Genomic DNA, 18370 nt, shown 5'->3' on the forward strand with positions numbered 1-18370 from the left:
ACAAGGAAAACGCATGAACCTCAACAAGATTATTGGTGGCCTCGCTCTCGCCGGCATGGTGGGTATGGCATACGGACAAGAAACCGTCGTCAAGATTGGGCACAGCGGGCCGTTGTCCGGTTCCCAGTCGTTCGCGGGCAAGGACAATGAAAACGGCGCCCGTCTTGCCGTGGAAGAACTGAACGCCAATCCGATCACCGTCGCTGGCAAGAAGATCAAGTTTGAACTGGTTAGCGAAGACGACCAGGGTGATCCGAAGGCTGGCGTCAACGTCGCGCAGAAGCTGGTCGACAGCGGCGTCAAGTTCGTTGTCGGTCCGTACAACTCCGGTGTCGCCATTCCCGCATCGCGCGTCTATAACGATGCTGGCGTAATTGTCGCTACAGTGGGCTCCAATCCAAAGATCACCGAACAGGGTTACAAGACCCTGTACCGTATCAACGCCAGCGATACCCAGCTCGGCTCCAAGATGGCGCTGTATGCTGCCAAGGAACTGAAACTGAAGAACGTCGCCGTGATCGATGACCGTACCGCATACGGCCAGGGCGTCGCCGAAGAGTTCAAGAAACAGGCCAAGGCTTCTGGCATGAACGTGCTGGGTCACGAGTTCACCAACGACAAGGCATCGGACTTCACCGCGATCCTGACCAACCTGAAGTCGAAGAAGGTCGAAGCGGTCTTCCTCGGCGGCTATGCACCGCAGGGTGGCCCGATGGCACGTCAGATGAAGCAGCTCGGCCTGAACGCCAAACTGCTCGGTGGCGATACCATCTGTGCAGCTGAAATGGGTAAGCTGGGCGGTGATGCAGTCGGCGAAAACGTCCTCTGCGCACAGGGCGGCGCAATCCTCGACAAGGCAGCTTCCGGCCCGGAATTCAAGGCCAAGTACAAGAAGCGCTTCAACCAGGACCCGGACGTCTACGCTGCATCCTTCTATGACGGCATGATGATGTTCGCCGACGCAATGAAGAAGTCCGGCTCTGTCGATCCGGTCAAGGTCAACGCCGAAATCCGTAAGGGTTCCTTCAAGGGCGTCGCCGGTACTTACTCGTTCGATGAAAAAGGCAACATGAAGCAATCTCCAGTGACTGTGTTCACCTTCAAGAACCAGCAGCCAGTACCGCTGACCAGCTATTGATCAGCTATTGATTGGGTTGGTAATTTCCTGTCAGTTGCGAAAATAAGAAGCGGCGCACCGGCGCCGCTTTTTTTATTTCTGTGCACCGCTTTCACACTTCCTCTGACTTCCGCCTTATACCGATTCCAATCTGGGACGTCACATTAGATCGTCTCTTTACCGGCATCGACATTCGACGCCCGAGTGGCTCTGTAATCAGCGCAACCTGTAAACGGTTGCAGCCGTTGGTCTCAGCCCTGTACAGCGCGTAATCGGCAAGACTAAAAAGTCGGCGGGAGATTCATCCCGTTCGTATCGCGCGACACTCAGGCTGATGATGATATGACGGTCAGGGAATGCCGGCGAAATGCCGTGACTGTCGATGGATGGGCCGTGGATATGCTTGCAGGAAACGATACTGGGGCCTCCAACATGTTGAAAATTAGCAATATGGAAATCTGGCCCTTCCTCCTGCTACACTGATTCTTATAAACAAAAGGTGGCTTGGCGACGCCCCATACCCGCTGCCGCTGCGGCCGCAGCAACGGTAGAGCAACGCTGATCTAGAGGAAATCCTCTGTTGCCAGACATGCATGTCTGGCGTCACTCAGGCATTATTGATCGGTGTTGTGGACCGGCCATGTCTGTATAGCGAGAGGGAGACAAGGGTGTCGAACGTTTTTGCCCAATGGTTTTCAGAAGGCGGCTTCCGGCCGCTTGGGGAAGGCTTTCTCTGGAATGGTGACCTGCTCTGGACCTACCTGGTCCCGGACGCGACCATCGGCTTCGCGTATTACCTGATCTCGATTTCTCTACTCTACTTCCTCCGCAAGCGACCGCACACCCAGTTCCGCTGGATGTTCGGCATGTTTTCACTTTTCATTTTCCTCGCCGGCAGCACGCATTTCGCTTCCATCCTCACGCACTGGCGAGCAGAGTATTGGCTGGCTGCTTTGCTCAACGCCGCGACCGCCATCATCGCCATCGTCACCGCATTGCTGATGTTGCCGGTGATTCCCAAGGCTGCGAGATTGCCCGCACAGAGTCAATTGCGAGAAGTCATTACCCGGCTCGAACATGAAGTCGACGAGCGCAAGAAGGCCGAGGCAGCCCTGCGCGATTCGCAAGCGACGTTACGCGAACTCGCCGCTTACCAGGAACGTATCCGCGAGGATGAACGCAAGCGCATTGCCCGCGAAATCCATGACGAACTCGGGCAAAACCTGCTGGCCTTGCGTCTTGACGTCGCCAGCCTGCATGAACGCGCCGGCAGCCGTCATCCGGCCCTCAAGGAGCGCGCATCGACCGCGCTGGAATACATCGACATGACGATGAAATCGATTCGCAGCATCATGAACAACCTCAGGCCATCTGTGCTCGACCTCGGCTTGCAGGCGGCCATCGAATGGCAAGTCAGGCAGTTCGAGACACGCAACCACATACCGTGTGAATTGCTGATGACCGATGACGGAGCAACGGACTCGGTGCCGGATGCACACGCTACCGCCGCTTTTCGGATACTGCAGGAATCTCTCAATAATATCGGCAGGCATGCACGCGCCACCTTTGTGAGTATCGAGTTGCGCGTCGACCAGCGCCTGTTGACCATGGCCATCAGGGACAATGGAGTCGGCATGTACCCCGGGGATCGCCGCAAGGCGCACCGCTTTGGTTTGGTCGGCATTGAAGAGCGCATTACGATTCTCGGTGGCGAATTGCATATCGAAAGCATGCCGGGGAATGGGACGGTACTGCGCATCAGCATCCCCTTGGGCACAGCGCCTTCGCCCGAGATCGACAAACGCGTCACTGCATCGCTGGACGTATAGAGGGCTAGCGCAAGCGACATGGCGCGAAGCCGGTCGCCGGCTGCGCCGAAATGAGTGCGGGTTTCAGTGGCCCTGATCCTGCCGGCACGCCTGGCTTCGCTCCGCTATCATTGGCTACCCTATCCAACGAAAGCCCCTGTATGGAAAATGTTGCCACCATTCTTGATTTCTGGTTCGGTTCCGAGGCTGACGACAAGGCAGTCGCCGATGGACAGGCAAAACTGTGGTGGAGCAAGAATGCCGCCGTCGACCTTGCCATGCGCGAGCGCTTCGCCACATTGACGGATAAGGCTGCGTCGCATGCTCTCGATGACTGGGCCGACACGTCGGCAGGCCTGCTTGCGCTGATCCTGCTCACTGACCAGTTTCCACGCAACATGTACCGTGAGACGCCGCGCTCGTTTGCCTTCGATGCGCTCGCGCTGGCCTGGTGCAAACAAGGATTGGGCGACGGTCTTTATGCAACACTGAGGCCGATTGAGCAGGTCTTCTTTTTTCTTCCGCTTGAGCATTCCGAGTCGCTCGACGACCAGGATCATGCAGTCGAGCTGTTTGCCGAACTGCTCGCCAAGGCGCCGCCACCACACCGCGACACTTTCGCCGGCTTCCATGATTTTGCGCTTCGCCATCGTGAAGTCATTCGCCGCTTTGGCCGTTTCCCACATCGAAATGACATACTGGGCCGTACCTCTACGCCGGAAGAACTGGCTTTTCTTCAGGAAAAAGGTTCACGTTTCTGAAAGGCGTGTTTCTGAAGGGATGTTGCCTAGCACTAGTTGACTTCGCTCACGGCAGGCAAAAGCTGTAACGGTAAAGTGAGAGCTCGCCTCTCCTGCCAGCAAGCTCATGACGACAGCCTCTCCTCCGGTTCAAGATATCCCCTCGGTTGCCAAGCAGATCGGTCTTCGCTATGTCGCAGATAATATTCCCGGCATTACGCGCTGTCCGCATGGTGAAGGGTTTCGCTATATCGACGCAGACGGCAAAGCGGTCGCTAATGAAGTGACACTTGCACGTATTAAATCGCTGGCAATACCGCCGGCGTGGACCGATGTCTGGATCTGTCCATGGGACAACGGGCATCTGCAGGCAACCGGCCGGGACGCCAAGAAGCGCAAGCAGTACCGTTATCATCCGCGCTGGCGCAGCGTACGCGATGAGGCCAAGTACGAACGCATGATCAGCTTCGGGCAGGCTTTGCCGGGCATTCGCAAGGAAGTCGACAAGGCATTGAAGCTCCCCGGACTGCCGCGGGAAAAAGTGCTGGCTACCATCGTCTACCTGCTGCAGGCCACCATGATGCGGATTGGCAATGAGGAATACGCACGGCAGAACAAGTCATTCGGCCTGACCACGCTGCGTGACCGCCATGTCCGTATCGACGGCTCGGAAGTCGAATTCCGGTTCCGTGGCAAAAGTGGCGTCAACCATACGATTAAGGTGGATGATCCGCGACTGGCGCGCATTATCCGAAAGACGCGGGACTTGCCGGGGCAAGATCTGTTTCAGTACGTCGATGATGATGGCGAGCAGCGTACGATCGGATCGAGCGACGTCAACGATTACCTGCGCAGCATCACCGGCGAAGACTACACAGCCAAGGATTTTCGTACCTGGTCCGGAACCGTGCTCGCTGCCCTGGCACTGCAGGAATACGAAAAGTTCGATTCGGAAGCGCAGGCCAAGAAGAATGTCGTGCGCGCCATCGAATCGGTCGCCGAAAAACTCGGCAATACACCCAGCATCTGCCGCAAATGCTATGTGCATCCGGCGGTGATTGAATCCTATCTTGACGGCACCATGCTGCATGCCTTGCAACAGCGGGCACGGGATGAGTTAAAAACTGACCTCCATGCGCTCGGACCTGAGGAGGCCGCCGTGGTGGCCTTGCTGCAACAGCGTCTGAGCATGCCATCTTCGAGTACAGCCAAGGAAAAAACGGTCAAAGCGCGCAAGACTGCACCGCGCAAACGTAGTGTTAAAGCAGCACCTTCAGTTGCAAGGGCTTCGAGGTAAGCGGTGTTGCGCTCCTGCGGCAGCGCTGGCGGTTCAGGTCCGGTAAAACATCCACTTGTCCAGGATTTTTCCCTCGGGTACGGCAGTGGCGAACCCAAGGCAACATAAGATGTAATAATTCCAAACCGAACCAATCACCGCAAGGAACAACATGATTCTCGAACTCGCAGACATCCGCATCCAACCCGGCAAGCAGGCTGAATTCGACGCCGCCATCCAGCGTGGTGTGGAACAAGTCATTTCCAGGGCCAAAGGCTTTCAGGGTTACAAGGTCAACAAGGGCATTGAATCGCCCGACCGCTACGTGCTGATGATTTTCTGGGAGACGCTGGAAAACCATACGGTCGACTTCCGCCAGTCGCCGGCATTCCAGGAGTGGCGGGCGATCGTTGGCCCCTACTTCGCTGCGCCGCCGGCGGTAGAGCATTTCACTCTGCTGACAAAGTCCGCCTGAAGCCATCCGGGCGCTGGCATTGTTGTTGGAATTCGTCCTACAGGCGGCCATTATCGGCCGCCCGCTTTGCATCAATTCAATTCATTCTGCCGCGCGCAATGATATGATCCGAATGCAGTCCGCGAACCAGCAAGCATGCAGGGGGACAGGACAATCTCCATTGCCACAGAGGTTGAACAAGAATGCCATTCAATGCTGACGTAATTACCCTGACGCTGATCGCGCTGCTTGCCGCGCTCGTCATCGGCATCGTCGCATATGCCGTCTCGGCCAAGGCCAAGCTGCGCAGTACGCAGCGTGACATCACCTCCATCAACGCAACGATCATCGATTACTTCCGTCGCAGCGGTGTCCAGGTTGCCTGCGACAGTACCCGCCTGGCAGGACGCAATGCCTTTACCGCCGTTGTCGAATCCGAGCCGATGAAGCGATTCCGGCTGTCACACATTATCGAAATGACCCTGCGCGAACATGTGCGCAAGAACTGCGGCTTGCAGCTTGAAAAGGTTTACTGGCGCTTCCCGATCAAGGAAACCGCGCCATCCGAGACGGGCGATAAAGCAGCCGATGCGTCACCTGACACTGGCAAGGCCGAACAAAGTCCTGACGATTACATCAACGAAGGTCTCGAACATTACCGACACATTCCCAAGCCCGAAGTCACCGAGCTGGACTGGGAAACCTTCGAACAAGTCTCCACGCTTGGGCGCGACAAAAACGAACAACAGGGCAATCCCTGATTTCCCGATACGCTGTGCGATTGCCCGCCTGAGTGCAGCTGCCAGCCGCGCGCTGTATCGTTTTCCCTCTATTCCATACGGATGTATTTCCTGACTGGTATCGCAAGCGCGATGCTATTTCCTCTTTCCAAGCCAGTCGGGGCGAACGGGTTCTAATACCAATCCCCGTCTCGCCACTGCAGGGAACTCCCCCGAATCATTGCCTGACTAACTAACTCTTTAGTTGTTGAAATGTCATGCCCGGCCGCAAGATGCGTTTGCATGCCGGCTCCGCAATTCATGTGGTTCATTCAGCCAGCAAGGTGCGGGCGGATGACCAGCGCCACGGAGGAATACATCATGCAGGATCAGGCAGCACGACCGGCCCCCATCGGGCCGGCAGCGAGCGGGCATCATCTGCCGAGCGCCAACGATTTTCTTAGCAGTTCAAACCCCCAGTACGCATCATCTTATGACGCCCAGTATCGGGCACCCAATGCCGGACGCGCCGAACAGCTGGCCAAGGCATTGGGATGGTTCAGCATCGGCCTCGGTCTTGCACAACTGCTTGCGCCGCGCCAGGTTTCGCGTGCCATCGGCGTGGCAGAGAGTCCGACACTGATGCGCGCAATCGGTGCGCGCGAGCTGACCGCCGGTGTTGGCATCCTGAGTCAGCGGCGTCCTGCAAACTGGCTCTGGAGCCGGGTTGCCGGCGATGCGATGGACCTCGCCATGCTGGGTGCCGCAGCCCGCTCTCCCGGTACCCAGCGCCGCAGGCTTGCGATTGCCGGTGCGGCCGTTGCGGGGATTGCCGCACTTGACCTGCTGTCGAGCATGGACAATCAGCAACGCAAACTCATGGGACAGGGACCGACTATCAGCGGCGCGGTGAATGTCGAAAAATCCGTCACCATCAACAAGTCGCCGGAGGAATGCTATCGCTTCTGGCATGACTTCGAAGCGTTTCCCCGCTTCATGAAGCACATCGAATCCGTGCAGCTGACCGGTGAAAACCGCATGCACTGGAAAGCAACAGGGCCACTGGGCATGACCGTGGAATGGGATGCAGAGCTCACCGAGGATCAGCCGGGTCGACTACTGGCATGGCGCTCGGTCGAGGGTGCCGATGTCGACAATGCCGGCAGCGTACGCTTCGAGTCTGCGCCAGGCGGGCGCGGCACCATTGTGCGCGTCGTCATGCAATACAGTCCGCCGGCCGGTGTTGCCGGTGCGCTCATCGCCGGCATGTTCGGTGAAGAGCCGTCACAACAGATTGACGAAGACCTGCGCCGCTTCAAGTGGCTCATCGAAACCGGCGAGATTCCGACTACCGTGGGCCAGCCTTCCGGTCCGCGCGGCGCATGGAACCGCACACTGTTCAGGAAAGGAACACCAGGATGAGAGCAAATGTCTGGCATGGCAAACAGGATGTGCGGATCGACAATGTGCCTGATCCCGAAATACTTAATCCACGCGACGCCATTGTGAAGATCACGTCGACCGCGATCTGCGGCTCCGACCTGCATCTGTACAACGGCTTTGTGCCGACCATGGAGAAGGGCGACATCATCGGCCATGAATTCATGGGTGAGATTGTCGAGCTTGGCAAGGACGTGAAAAACCTGAAGATCGGCGATCGGGTAGTGGTGCCTTTCCCCATTGCTTGCGGCAATTGCTTCTTTTGCGAGGAAAAGCTGTATTCGGTCTGCGAAAACTCCAATCCCAATGCCGCGATGGCGGAAAAGATGTGGGGCCATTCACCGGCCGGTATTTTCGGTTATTCGCACCTGACCGGCGGTTATGCGGGCGGTCAGGCTGAATATGCGCGCGTGCCTTATGCCGACGTCGGACCGATCAAGATCCCGGACGGCATGACCGACGAACAGGTACTGTTCCTGTCCGATATTCTGCCGACCGGTTACATGGCGGCTGAAGCCTGCGATATACGGCCCGGTTCCGTGGTCGCGGTGTGGGGATGCGGCCCGGTCGGCCAGTTCGCGATCCAGAGCGCCTATCTGCTTGGCGCCGAGCGTGTGATTGCGATTGACCGTTTCCCGGAGCGCCTGCGCATGGCGCGTGAAAAGTCGAAAGCGATCACCCTTGATTACGAAGAAGTCGATGTATCGGCCGCATTGAAGGAAATGACCGGCGGCCGCGGGCCGGATGCCTGTATCGACGCGGTTGGCATGGAGGCGCATGGTATGGGGTTGATGGGTGCCTACGACCGCGTCAAGCAGGCGATGAGCGTGGAAACCGATCGTCCGATTGCCCTGCGCCAGGCACTGATGGCGTGCCGGAATGGTGGCGTAGTGTCGATTCCCGGCGTATACGGCGGCTTCCTCGACAAGATCCCCTTCGGCTCGGTGATGAACCGGTCGCTGACCATCCGTACCGGCCAGACGCATGTGCAGCGTTACATGAAGCCGTTGCTCGAGCGTATCCAGAAAGGAGAAATCGATCCGACGGTTGTCATTACGCACCGCATGTCGCTCGACGAAGCGCCGCACGGCTTCGATATCTTCTGCAACAAGCAGGATGAATGTATCAAGATCGTATTGAAGCCTTAGCCTAAGGCTTCACCGAGGCGGCGGGCTGCCTGCTCATCCTGCTACGGGGCGCTATTGCACTTCGATGTGGTAGAGCCCCCAAGGGCACCAGCCGAAGCGCTCGTTTAACGGGCGCGCCGCCATGTCCGGAAAACGATCCGCATCGTAGACTGCCCACAGCGGTCCGAGTCCACCCAATGGTATTGGCCGTTCGTCGAGATGGGTCGCGACGATGAAGCGGTGTTTTTTCAGGTCGGCTACCGTCACTGCCACCGCATAGCCGTCTACGGCACGCAGCAGCAATTTCGCATTGTCCTGCGGGCGGGCGCCTGCCGCCTTTACCACGTCTAGTAACAGCGGGCCGCGCAATGCATGCGGCTTGCTGTCATATTCCAGGGTCGGACGAATGGCGACGGCGGGCATTGCCGCCAGCGCGGCGAAATCAAAAGTGTGCGCCTTGTCGAATTTTACGCCCTGCTTCTTCATCATCTGATCGAGCGCGGGGTCCAGCGGTCCGCGGTTGCCGGCACCGATTGCGCCGGTAATGGTAAGCAATGCCGGCCCTGGGCGCGTCGTGCTGCCGGTTTTGGCGTTGGCCACGGCGGGTAGTAGGGTTCCGGCGGCCAGTCCGGCACGGATGAATTCGCGCTTGTTCAAGTGTTCTCCCTGGGTGAATGGAGCGAACGATTTTAACGTAGAGGACCTATCAAAATACCCTTTATCGCATTAGTCCTTCTACCGTAAGCCATTGTCTTTGTTGAGGCGCCTTCCTATCGTCATGCTGGCAGGACACTGACAGGGGGCACTTATACCAATCCCAACCCATAACGCACCATGACATCGCGTCTTTTTCCGCCTGCCTGCGTTGCACTCGTCGTCAATAGCCCGCTATTGACTCCTCCTACGCCTTGCCAGTCAAAAAAATCCATCGATCTCATTTGTCACGTTATAGGTTGGGATTGGTATTAGTGCCATCGGTTGACGCGGGCATCCACTCCTTGTGCATTTGGGCAAGCTCAAACACAGTCTGTTCCTATTGTTAAAAAGTTACGTTGCATGAGAATATGTGCTGCCAACCCGATTCACAACACAACATAAAACTGCGGCTTTTTCCGACTGGCCACACTGCACTCATCATGTCGATAGCAAGATTATGCGTTTCTCCTGTGCCGTGTCGGTCAGAAACCCCCGCCGAGTTCATTCGTGCTGTTACGGGTCAGAATTGGTGTAATCGTGGAGACGTTTTAATCGTGTCAATCAAAAGCATTCAATAGAAGGAGGTCTCGTATGCGCATCATTTCCAGCGTGCTGCTCGGCAGCGTCGTTCTCACCGGCTGCGCCGGTATGTCCGGTAAGTCCAGCGATGGTGGCGGAACGCCCACGCCCATCGCCGTGTCGCAGCTCAACCCGACTCAAGGCAACAAGGCGAACGGCGCCGTCAGTTTTGTGCAGAAAGGTGACAAGATCCTCGTCGATGCGCGCATCGATGGCTTACCGCCGGGACTGCATGGCTTCCATATCCATGAAAAGGGAGACTGCAGCGCACCTGACGCAACAAGTGCCGGCGGCCACTTCAATCCTTCCTCGAAACCGCATGGTGATCCGGCGCATTCGGAACATCACGCGGGTGACCTTGGTAACCTGAACGCGAATGCAACCGGCAACGCAGTAATGCAATTGGCAGTCCCCTTGAGCGACTTCAGTCTTGCCAAAAACGCGCCGAACAGCATTGTTGGCAAGGCGCTGATCGTCCATGCCGACCCGGATGATATGAAGACCCAGCCTACCGGTAATTCCGGCAAGCGCGTCGCTTGCGGTGTGATCACTTTAAAGTAACTACAGCTTGGGATTGGTATAAACGGTGCCGGGCATGGTCATTCAATAAGCCAGGTCGCGACTCCTGAATTTGACGTTTCTTAAGCCGCGTGTACTTGCATTCGCTTTCATGCCCTGTGCAGTGCACTAAGGACGAATAACAGGAAACCGCTGCTCAGGGCTGAAGGAATTCCTGGTATTTTTTGAGAATCGTGCCATAGGTGCCGTTTTGTCGAATCGTCCTGAGCCCGGTATTGAATCCATTACGAACCGCAATGTTACGGAACGCCGCCATCCTAGGGCTTGGAGGGAACAGGGGATGGAAAGTCAACGCTTGCACCGAATCGATGGGCGATTCGATCTGCTGCGACAGATATCGGAAAACTAGGCGATCCGTCACAACAACGTCGGCCCGCCCAGTAAACAGCAGCTTGTTCTGGGTCAGCTGCTGCGGATATTCCTTGTACGCTGGGTGCCCGGTGACGGCGTCTTTGTAGGCGTCGCCGAGAACCATGCTGGCATTCTGGAACGCAGCAACCGAATACAGGCGTAAGTCATCCATCCCGCGCAGCCGGATCTGCCGGCTGGTTAGAGTAATCGCAAAATTCTGATAATGCAGGTAGGGGTCGGAAATGTATTCATCGCCACCAATGCCTTCCGTGATACTCAGCATGCCATCGAGGTGACGTGCGCGCAGCAACGCGAGGGCGCGGGCTGGCGGCAAATGTTGGGCAACCATCCGGTAGCCGCCGGCTTCCAGTGCTTTCTCTGCAATTTCGTATTCAAGACCGCCTGCGCCGGCGCCCATGATATAGGGCGGCTTGGCAAGTCCGACTCCAATCTGCACCTCAATGAGCGGCGCACCGGTGTCGGCCATGCCTTGCCTGGCAGGGACAAGCACTAGCGCCAGAAGCAGGGATAGTGCGTGCCTTCGCCGCTGCGAATTGCCTATTAAGGTAGGGCTGCGTGTAGAAAACATAAGGTATAACGCCGTGCGGAGACCATTCTGCAGTGTAACCAATCCCGACATGGCCGAAAGCCGATTATAGATTGGGAAAGAAAATAAAGCTGCTCGATATCAAGACCTTGCTGAGGTCCCTTTCCAAGCTTCAGGAAAAGCTTGAGTCTACCGTTTGCAGCGGTTGTCCGACCTGGTGTTCGTGCAGCGTTCCAGACATGCGTGCTGTTATGCCATATGCCAGTACGGTGAGCTGCGCAAGCGCGTTAATGCCGGCGACCAGGGCAAATAATGGGCTTTTTACGACATAAATGGCATACAGGATCGTGACCAGGGTAACGCCTATCCACCCACCCCAGGTCAATAGAGAAATCGAATGGCGCATGAGTGGATCGCGGTGATAGCGCAAAATCTGTGGGATATACAGAGCCGTCGCGGCGAGGCCGGAGACACCATACAAAACGCTTAACACTTGTTCCATGGTTTCCTGATAAATGCATCCATCCAATGTCAAGGCGTTGTTCTGCCATTGATGGGCAATAGACTGGTGTTATGCGGAAATGTTCCCTTGGGAAATTTTTTAACGTATGGACGAGCTTGCGAAGACATGGCGCTTGTGTTTTCACAATCGCTGTTCTGCAGCGGCATTGAATAATGTGCAAGGAGAAAATCCAGCATGGCAGTTCGCTGCGCCGGCTATTGTTTGAGGGGCAGCGCCAAACCTGCTTGCCGGACCACTTTATCTCGGGAGAAGGAAGATATGAAGAACGCAGTCCATGCGCGATACAGCGAAGCACCGGCCGGGGGATTCGTTGACAGAATCCTGACAGCACAGCGACGCAAACTATTCGAGTCATTTCTGGAATTCAAGAAGGGTAACGCCAACGACACCACGCTCAATGTGGGCATGATGCCGGCGACGCTGTTCGAGAAGCCGGATTACCTGAGTACGTGGAGCGACCAGAAGGAACGCTCCCGCATTTTGTCCTATCAGATTGAACCGCCCATGACTGGCCCGGTCCAGCGCGGTGCGCCGTTAGTCAAAGAAGAGGGACTGCTTTTGCCATTCTCCGACGGTGCATTCGACTGGGTAGTGTGCAATGAAGTGATTGAGCACGTCGGCAATAATGCCCGGCAATTTGCATTGGTAAAGGAGTTGTACCGCATCGCCCGTAAAGGCGTATTTGTGTCGACCTCCAATCGCCGGCATCCGATTGAATTCAATACTGGCATGCCATTCATTCATTTACTGCCAACACCGGTATGGCGCGGAATTCTCGGCAAGACGGGCCATCATGGCTGGGCGTCAGAGTCTGTGCTGAACCTGGTGGACGGTCCTGCGCTGTACCGCTTCGCCGAGATGCTGCCGGGTTCGCCAAAGCACGATGTCGGGCATAAACGTGTGTTCGGGGCCAAGGCGCATTTCTTCCTGATGATTCATAAACCGCAAGTCAAATGAGGCGGTATGGCATGAATCCGAATAAGGGGCGCGCTCGTACAATTGATTAACGATTAACGGGGGCAGCGTTGCCTCGCGTGCTTACTGTTTTAGCCGTTCTTCATGTCCATCGCTAACCGACACTGAATCCGAAATGATAAAACGCCTGGGCGCTGCATGCGCTGTTCTTGCATTGCTCGCCAGCTTGCCCGCCGCCGCACATGAATTCTGGATGATGGCAAAGCCGTTTTCTCCGGCCGTTGGTGCACCCACGTCGATTACCTTGCATGTCGGAGAGTATTTCCATGGCGACCTGTTGCCTATCGCGTCAAGACAGACAGCTGCGCTGCTGCTCTATTCAAAAGGCAATCCGCGTGATCTGCAGAGGCAATTGCTGACCGAAACGGCGCTACCGGATTTGCAGATGTCCTTCCCGAATTCCGGCACTTACATGCTGGCCTACGACAGCAATCCCAACCAGATTGCGCTCTCGCCAGATAAATTTCACGCCTATCTGCATGACGAGGGACTGGACCACATCATTCGTCAGCGCGAAGAAGCAGGCAACGCCACTGCGCCCGGACGCGAACGCTACCGGCGTAACGTCAAAACCTTGTTACGTGTCGGCGGCAAGTCCGATGGCAGTTATGCGGCGCTGACAGGGCAACGCCTGGAAATCGTGCCAACTTCGGATCCGCTGGCCAAATCGGCAGGCGACAACCTGAGCTTCACGCTGTTTTTTGACAGCAAGCCATTGTCAAACGCCCTGGTCAAGGCGTGGCATAAACGCGAAGGGCAAACCATCACGATTCGTGCACGCACCCGGGCTGACGGCAAGGTCAATTTCAACCTGCCTTATGCGGGACCCTGGATGATCAGCGTGGTGCATATGGTGCCGGCTGTCGATGCGCCGGATGTAGACTGGGATAGCTTCTGGGGAAACCTGACGTTCGAACTGGCTGGAAGAAAAAGCGGCCGATAGACGCATTCACCACGCTTTCCATCGGCCGATGCTGCTTTGTCTGAAGTTAGCCGCCGAAGTACGGGTCGGAGGCGGAGTCATGCCGGTTGTTGCCTGTCCATTGTCGGTCGGATGAGCCGGCGCCACCCATCATGCTACTGTGCATGCGGCCATCGCCGCTCATCATGCTGGTACCGCTGGACATCCTGCTTCCTTGATGCATTCCCATGCCCGAACAACCGGCAAGAAAAGCGACGATGGTCATGATGGAAAGTTGTTTCATATTGCACCTACCTTGTTTGTTATTGCGTTGAGTCAGGCGCGTCTCCAATATGGTGGCAAACGCGGTGCTGTACTATAGGACGCATGTCGGAGGGCTTATGGTGCGGCGCACTAAGGTTTGAGACCGCTCAAGCAGGTAGCAGATTGACGTTGAGTTCAGGCTTGTCTGATCAAGAAAGTGGATTCAGCCCTTATTGAGCTTGGGGAAAATGTGTGTGCTGAGGGAAAAACGTGCCATCGCCGCGCGACGCAGGTCATCGCCTGGAAAACCTCTTTTAACGCGCAACTCGATCGCCAGGCAGCCTGAGCATTCCAATAAAAATCGCCCCGGCTGACGGGGCGATTTTCAGGGCTGATAGCAGCGCATTGGCGCTTTCTCCGGATCAGCGAGTAACCGGCTTGTAGCGAACACGCTTCGGCTTCGCGCCTTCCTCACCCAGACGTTTTTTCTTGTCGGCTTCGTATTCCTGGTAATTACCGTCAAAGAACACAACCTGTGAATCGCCTTCAAAGGACAGAATATGCGTGGCGATGCGGTCGAGGAACCAGCGATCGTGCGAGATCACCATCACGCTACCGGCAAACTCGAGTAGCGCATCTTCGAGTGCACGCAGGGTTTCGACGTCGAGGTCATTGGACGGTTCGTCAAGTAGCAGCACATTGCCGCCCATCAGCAGCGTCTTCGCCAGGTGCAGGCGTCCGCGTTCGCCGCCGGACAGGTTGCCCACGATCTTTTGCTGATCGCCGCCCTTGAAGTTGAAGCGACCGAGATAGGCGCGCGATGGCATTTCGAATCGTCCAACGGTCAGGATGTCGGCGCCGTTCGAGACGTCTTCAAATACCGTCTTCTTGTTTTCGAGTTGTTCGCGCGATTGCTCGACCAGCGACAGCCTGACTGTCGGTCCGATCACCACTTCGCCGCCGTCCGGTTGCTCTATGCCGGCGATCATCTTGAACAATGTCGATTTACCAGCACCGTTCGGGCCGATGATGCCGACGATGGCGCCAGGCGGAACCTTGAAGCTGAGGTTGTCGATCAGCAAGCGATCGCCAAAGGCCTTGCTGACATTCTTGAATTCGATGACTTCATTACCAAGGCGCTCCGCAACCGGAATGAAAATTTCCTGGGTTTCGTTGCGTTTCTGGTATTCGTGTTCGGACAATTCGTTGAAGCGAGCCAGACGCGCCTTGCTCTTGGCCTGACGGCCCTTCGGATTCTGGCGCACCCATTCCAGTTCCTTGGCAATGGTTTTCTGGCGTGCGGACTCGGTCGCTTCCTCCTGCTTCAGGCGAGCTTCCTTCTGCTCCAGCCAGGAACTGTAATTGCCTTTCCAGGGAATGCCGTGGCCGCGATCGAGTTCGAGAATCCATTCGGCCGCATTGTCGAGGAAGTAACGGTCGTGGGTAATGCCGACGACGGTACCCGGGAAGCGCTGCAGGAATTGTTCGAGCCAGTCCACCGATTCCGCATCGAGATGGTTGGTCGGCTCATCCAGCAGCAGCATGTCCGGCTTGGACAGCAGCAGGCGGCATAGTGCGACCCGGCGTTTTTCACCACCGGATAGCACGCCGATCTTGGCATCCCAAGGCGGCAGGCGCAGCGCATCGGCGGCCATTTCGAGTTGCACGTTGACGTTGTTGCCGTCGCTGGCGGCAATGATGGCTTCCAGCCGGGCCTGCTCGGCGGCCAGTGCGTCGAAGTCGGCATCCGGCTCCGCATACGCGGCGTACACCGCGTCCAGCTTGGCCTGTGCCTCGAAGACTTCGCCCAGCGCCGATTCGACGGCCTGGCGCACGGTCTGTTCCGGGTCGAGCTGCGGTTCCTGCGGCAGGTAACCGATGTTCAGTCCCGGCATCGGGATCGCTTCGCCTTCGATTTCCTTATCGATACCTGCCATGATCTTGAGCAGCGTGGATTTGCCCGAGCCGTTCAGGCCAAGCACGCCAATCTTGGCGCCCGGAAAGAAAGAAAGCGAAATATCCTTAAGAATCTGGCGCTTGGGCGGGACAATTTTGCCCACGCGGTTCATGGTATAGACGTATTGAGCCATAGGAATATCAGAGATCGAGTAATCGTCCTAAATGAGGAAGAATGCAAGCATACCCGATCATGCCTTACGAAGGCGCGCCCTGAGGGGGGAAAACCGGATTGGCAAGCTGAGGCAAAGCTTTATTCGAGAATTTTGTGTTTAGCGACCAGGGCGGCAGCGCGTTCTCAGTCGCGATGATATATGTACGTATGCTTGCAGGTATGTCAAAAATTACTTGCAATTCCGTCGTGCACCTCCTATTGTGCAATGCACCATAACAACCTATCACCACACGTGGCACATTCCCATCACAAGTCCGGTCTTGTCCCCCTTACGCTGGCGGCAATCGGCATTGTTTATGGCGACATCGGCACCAGCCCGCTGTACACCATGAAAGAAGTCTTTTCCAAGGAGCATGGTCTTCCGCTGACACCCGACAATATCATGGGTATCGTGTCCCTCATCTTCTGGGGGCTCACCGTCATCGTTTCGCTCAAGTACGTCACGCTGGTTCTGCGCGCCAACAATCGCGGTGAAGGCGGAATCATGGCCCTGATGGCGCTGGCCTTGTCGTCGGTCAGTCGCTCAGGAAGATTTTATTTTCCGCTGATGGTCATGGGTTTATTCGGCGCCACCCTGTTTTACGGCGACAGCATTATCACACCGGCGATTTCGGTTCTGTCGGCCATAGAAGGACTGGAAGTCGCAGCACCCGGACTGGAACCTTACGTCGTACCGTTGACGGTAATCGTACTAGTTGGTCTTTATTCGGTGCAGGCACGTGGCACCGCCGGCATTGGCAAATGGTTCGGGCCCATCATGGTGGTCTGGTTTGCGACACTGGCAGCCATGGGCATTGTCAATATCATTGAAGCTCCCGACATCCTCGCCGCGCTCAATCCCCTGTATGCGCTGAAATTCATGGTCCAGAACGGACTGGTCGCCTTTATCGCGCTGGGGGCCGTCGTGCTGGCGTTCACCGGTGCGGAAGCGCTCTATGCCGACATGGGGCATTTCGGTCCCAAGCCTATACGCATGGCATGGTTCCTCGTTGCTTTTCCCGGCCTGGCCCTGAACTACCTGGGCCAGGGTGCACTCCTGATTCACCGCCCTGAGGCGGTCGACAATCCCTTCTTCCAGCAGCTTGGACCCTGGAGCATTTATCCGCTGGTGGCCTTGTCAACCGTAGCAACCGTGATCGCGTCGCAAGCCACGATTTCCGGTACGTTTTCGATGACCAAGCAGGCGATCGCACTGGGTTTTCTGCCACGCATGCGCGTCGAGCATACGTCGGCGACCGAAATGGGGCAAATCTACCTGCCCATGGTGAACTGGCTACAACTTGCCGTCGTGGTGCTTGCGGTGATCGGTTTCGGCTCGTCAAGCAATCTGGCCGCCGCGTACGGTATCGCCGTCACCGCCACCATGCTGGTTACTACAGTGCTGACTTTTTTCGTGATTCGCTACCGTTGGCACTACAACCTGTTGCTGTGCTTCTTTGCCACGGGTTTTTTCCTGATCATCGACGTCGCACTGTTTTCTTCCAATGCATTGAAAATTCTGCATGGCGGCTGGTTCCCGCTACTGCTCGGCATCATCCTGTTTACGATCATGCTGACCTGGAAGCGTGGCCGCGAACTCGTGTTCGATAACCTGCAAAAACACGCGATTCCGCTCGACGCCTTCCTTGAGTCGCTATTCATTGCGCCGCCGATACGTGTTCCTGGCACCGCCATCTATCTGCGCGGTGAAACCGATGGTGTGCCGCACGCGATGCTGCACAACCTGGCGCATAACAAGGTGCTGCACGAAAGGGTTATTTTCCTGACCGTGAAGATTCATGAAGTCCCATGGGTACCGCTGGCCGAGCGCGTGCGTGTGTACGCCTTAGGTCATGACTGCTATCAGCTTAACGTGCATTACGGCTTCAAGGACGAACCCAACATTCCACAAGCGCTGGAAGCTGCCGCCGAATTTGGGCTGACATTTGAATCCCTGGAGACCTCCTATTTCATCGCCCGCCAGACCGTAATCAAGGGACCTGGCGCCGGGATGGCACCGTGGCGCGAGCACCTGTTTGTCGGCATGTCTCGCAATGCGCGTGGAGCCGCCGACTACTACCAGGTACCGTCGAACCGCGTGATTGAACTGGGTACGCAGATCATGATTTGACGTCAACGTGCGCCGGTTTCCGGCGCACGTTGA

17 protein-coding genes are annotated in these 18370 nt (G+C 56.6%); 12 read left to right on the forward strand and 5 right to left on the reverse strand.

What is annotated here, in order from left to right; translation table 11 throughout:
- The first annotated feature begins 13 nt into the window (after positions 1 to 13).
- From ACFQUU_RS11305 to ACFQUU_RS11340, 8 genes are all read left to right on the forward strand, one after another.
- Positions 14 to 1138: a branched-chain amino acid ABC transporter substrate-binding protein gene (locus ACFQUU_RS11305; protein ID WP_382247050.1), complete on the forward strand. Its 1125-nt coding sequence runs from the start codon at positions 14 to 16 to the stop codon at positions 1136 to 1138.
- Between the two features lie 647 nt (positions 1139 to 1785).
- A complete protein-coding gene (locus tag ACFQUU_RS11310; RefSeq protein ID WP_382247053.1) occupies positions 1786 to 2946 on the forward strand; it encodes a histidine kinase in 1161 nt (386 codons plus the stop codon).
- A gap of 140 nt (positions 2947 to 3086) precedes the next feature.
- On the forward strand, positions 3087 to 3686 hold the full coding sequence (locus tag ACFQUU_RS11315; protein WP_382247056.1) for a DUF924 family protein: 600 nt from the start codon (positions 3087 to 3089) through the stop codon (positions 3684 to 3686).
- Positions 3687 to 3792: 106 nt separating this feature from the next.
- Entirely contained in the window at positions 3793 to 4962 is a 1170-nt protein-coding gene (locus tag ACFQUU_RS11320; protein ID WP_382247059.1) for a DNA topoisomerase IB, read from the forward strand.
- Positions 4963 to 5113: 151 nt separating this feature from the next.
- Positions 5114 to 5416 (forward strand): antibiotic biosynthesis monooxygenase family protein, encoded by a 303-nt coding sequence (locus ACFQUU_RS11325; RefSeq protein ID WP_382247062.1) that lies wholly within the window; start codon positions 5114 to 5116, stop codon positions 5414 to 5416.
- Positions 5417 to 5598: 182 nt separating this feature from the next.
- The gene (locus ACFQUU_RS11330) at positions 5599 to 6156 is read left to right on the forward strand and encodes a hypothetical protein (RefSeq protein ID WP_382247064.1); all 558 of its coding nucleotides are present in this window, start codon (positions 5599 to 5601) and stop codon (positions 6154 to 6156) included.
- A gap of 312 nt (positions 6157 to 6468) precedes the next feature.
- Positions 6469 to 7536: an SRPBCC family protein gene (locus tag ACFQUU_RS11335; protein ID WP_382247067.1), complete on the forward strand. Its 1068-nt coding sequence runs from the start codon at positions 6469 to 6471 to the stop codon at positions 7534 to 7536.
- A complete protein-coding gene (locus ACFQUU_RS11340; RefSeq protein WP_382247070.1) occupies positions 7533 to 8702 on the forward strand; it encodes a zinc-dependent alcohol dehydrogenase in 1170 nt (389 codons plus the stop codon). The genes ACFQUU_RS11335 and ACFQUU_RS11340 overlap by 4 nt, the downstream gene beginning before the upstream one ends.
- Before the next feature lie 51 nt (positions 8703 to 8753).
- Here the strand turns inward: ACFQUU_RS11340 and ACFQUU_RS11345 are convergent, their stop codons facing one another.
- Positions 8754 to 9338 (reverse strand): molybdopterin-dependent oxidoreductase, encoded by a 585-nt coding sequence (locus ACFQUU_RS11345; protein WP_382247073.1) that lies wholly within the window; start codon positions 9336 to 9338, stop codon positions 8754 to 8756.
- Positions 9339 to 9968: 630 nt separating this feature from the next.
- Here ACFQUU_RS11345 and ACFQUU_RS11350 point away from each other — a divergent pair.
- Complete coding sequence (locus ACFQUU_RS11350; protein ID WP_382247076.1) at positions 9969 to 10517, forward strand: superoxide dismutase family protein; 549 nt, start codon at positions 9969 to 9971, stop codon at positions 10515 to 10517.
- A 154-nt stretch (positions 10518 to 10671) separates the two neighbouring features.
- On the opposite strand, the gene ACFQUU_RS11355 is transcribed toward ACFQUU_RS11350, so the two are convergent.
- Both ACFQUU_RS11355 and ACFQUU_RS11360 read right to left on the reverse strand, forming a co-directional pair.
- Entirely contained in the window at positions 10672 to 11373 is a 702-nt protein-coding gene (locus ACFQUU_RS11355; protein WP_382247078.1) for a substrate-binding periplasmic protein, read from the reverse strand.
- Between the two features lie 232 nt (positions 11374 to 11605).
- On the reverse strand, positions 11606 to 11935 hold the full coding sequence (locus tag ACFQUU_RS11360) for a hypothetical protein (protein WP_382247081.1): 330 nt from the start codon (positions 11933 to 11935) through the stop codon (positions 11606 to 11608).
- A 279-nt stretch (positions 11936 to 12214) separates the two neighbouring features.
- On the opposite strand from ACFQUU_RS11360, the gene ACFQUU_RS11365 reads away from it, so the two are divergent.
- Together ACFQUU_RS11365 and ACFQUU_RS11370 are read left to right on the forward strand one after the other, a co-directional pair.
- Positions 12215 to 12913 carry a methyltransferase domain-containing protein gene (locus ACFQUU_RS11365; RefSeq protein WP_382247084.1) on the forward strand — a complete coding sequence of 233 codons (699 nt, stop codon included), beginning with the start codon at positions 12215 to 12217 and terminating at the stop codon, positions 12911 to 12913.
- Positions 12914 to 13046: 133 nt separating this feature from the next.
- Positions 13047 to 13874, forward strand: a complete 828-nt coding sequence (locus ACFQUU_RS11370) for a DUF4198 domain-containing protein (protein WP_382247087.1) — start codon at positions 13047 to 13049, stop codon at positions 13872 to 13874.
- Between the two features lie 46 nt (positions 13875 to 13920).
- On the opposite strand, the gene ACFQUU_RS11375 is transcribed toward ACFQUU_RS11370, so the two are convergent.
- Together ACFQUU_RS11375 and ettA are read right to left on the reverse strand one after the other, a co-directional pair.
- Positions 13921 to 14136 (reverse strand): hypothetical protein, encoded by a 216-nt coding sequence (locus ACFQUU_RS11375; RefSeq protein WP_382247090.1) that lies wholly within the window; start codon positions 14134 to 14136, stop codon positions 13921 to 13923.
- 382 nt (positions 14137 to 14518) lie between these two features.
- A complete protein-coding gene (gene ettA, locus ACFQUU_RS11380) occupies positions 14519 to 16186 on the reverse strand; it encodes an energy-dependent translational throttle protein EttA (protein ID WP_382247093.1) in 1668 nt (555 codons plus the stop codon).
- Between the two features lie 273 nt (positions 16187 to 16459).
- Here ettA and ACFQUU_RS11385 point away from each other — a divergent pair, with 273 nt between their 5' ends.
- Positions 16460 to 18337, forward strand: a complete 1878-nt coding sequence (locus ACFQUU_RS11385) for a potassium transporter Kup (protein ID WP_382247095.1) — start codon at positions 16460 to 16462, stop codon at positions 18335 to 18337.
- Positions 18338 to 18370: the final 33 nt, after the last annotated feature.

The organism is Herbaspirillum sp. GCM10030257, from assembly GCF_042666555.1.
Lineage (GTDB): Bacteria > Pseudomonadota > Gammaproteobacteria > Burkholderiales > Burkholderiaceae_D > Noviherbaspirillum.

Bases quoted from the DNA above. Each gene is read 5' to 3' on its own strand.
- ACFQUU_RS11355 (WP_382247078.1), bottom strand. From the start codon at position 11,373: ATGGCCGACACCGGTGCGCCGCTCATTGAGGTGCAGATTGGAGTCGGA.
- ACFQUU_RS11330 (WP_382247064.1), top strand. From the start codon at position 5,599: ATGCCATTCAATGCTGACGTAATTACCCTGACGCTGATCGCGCTGCTT.
- ACFQUU_RS11370 (WP_382247087.1), top strand. From the start codon at position 13,047: ATGATAAAACGCCTGGGCGCTGCATGCGCTGTTCTTGCATTGCTCGCC.
- ACFQUU_RS11360 (WP_382247081.1), bottom strand. From the start codon at position 11,935: ATGGAACAAGTGTTAAGCGTTTTGTATGGTGTCTCCGGCCTCGCCGCG.
- ACFQUU_RS11350 (WP_382247076.1), top strand. From the start codon at position 9,969: ATGCGCATCATTTCCAGCGTGCTGCTCGGCAGCGTCGTTCTCACCGGC.
- ACFQUU_RS11375 (WP_382247090.1), bottom strand. From the start codon at position 14,136: ATGAAACAACTTTCCATCATGACCATCGTCGCTTTTCTTGCCGGTTGT.
- ACFQUU_RS11340 (WP_382247070.1), top strand. From the start codon at position 7,533: ATGAGAGCAAATGTCTGGCATGGCAAACAGGATGTGCGGATCGACAAT.
- ACFQUU_RS11365 (WP_382247084.1), top strand. From the start codon at position 12,215: ATGAAGAACGCAGTCCATGCGCGATACAGCGAAGCACCGGCCGGGGGA.
- ACFQUU_RS11335 (WP_382247067.1), top strand. From the start codon at position 6,469: ATGACCAGCGCCACGGAGGAATACATCATGCAGGATCAGGCAGCACGA.
- ACFQUU_RS11320 (WP_382247059.1), top strand. From the start codon at position 3,793: ATGACGACAGCCTCTCCTCCGGTTCAAGATATCCCCTCGGTTGCCAAG.
- ACFQUU_RS11315 (WP_382247056.1), top strand. From the start codon at position 3,087: ATGGAAAATGTTGCCACCATTCTTGATTTCTGGTTCGGTTCCGAGGCT.
- ACFQUU_RS11325 (WP_382247062.1), top strand. From the start codon at position 5,114: ATGATTCTCGAACTCGCAGACATCCGCATCCAACCCGGCAAGCAGGCT.
- ettA (WP_382247093.1), bottom strand. From the start codon at position 16,186: ATGGCTCAATACGTCTATACCATGAACCGCGTGGGCAAAATTGTCCCG.
- ACFQUU_RS11305 (WP_382247050.1), top strand. From the start codon at position 14: ATGAACCTCAACAAGATTATTGGTGGCCTCGCTCTCGCCGGCATGGTG.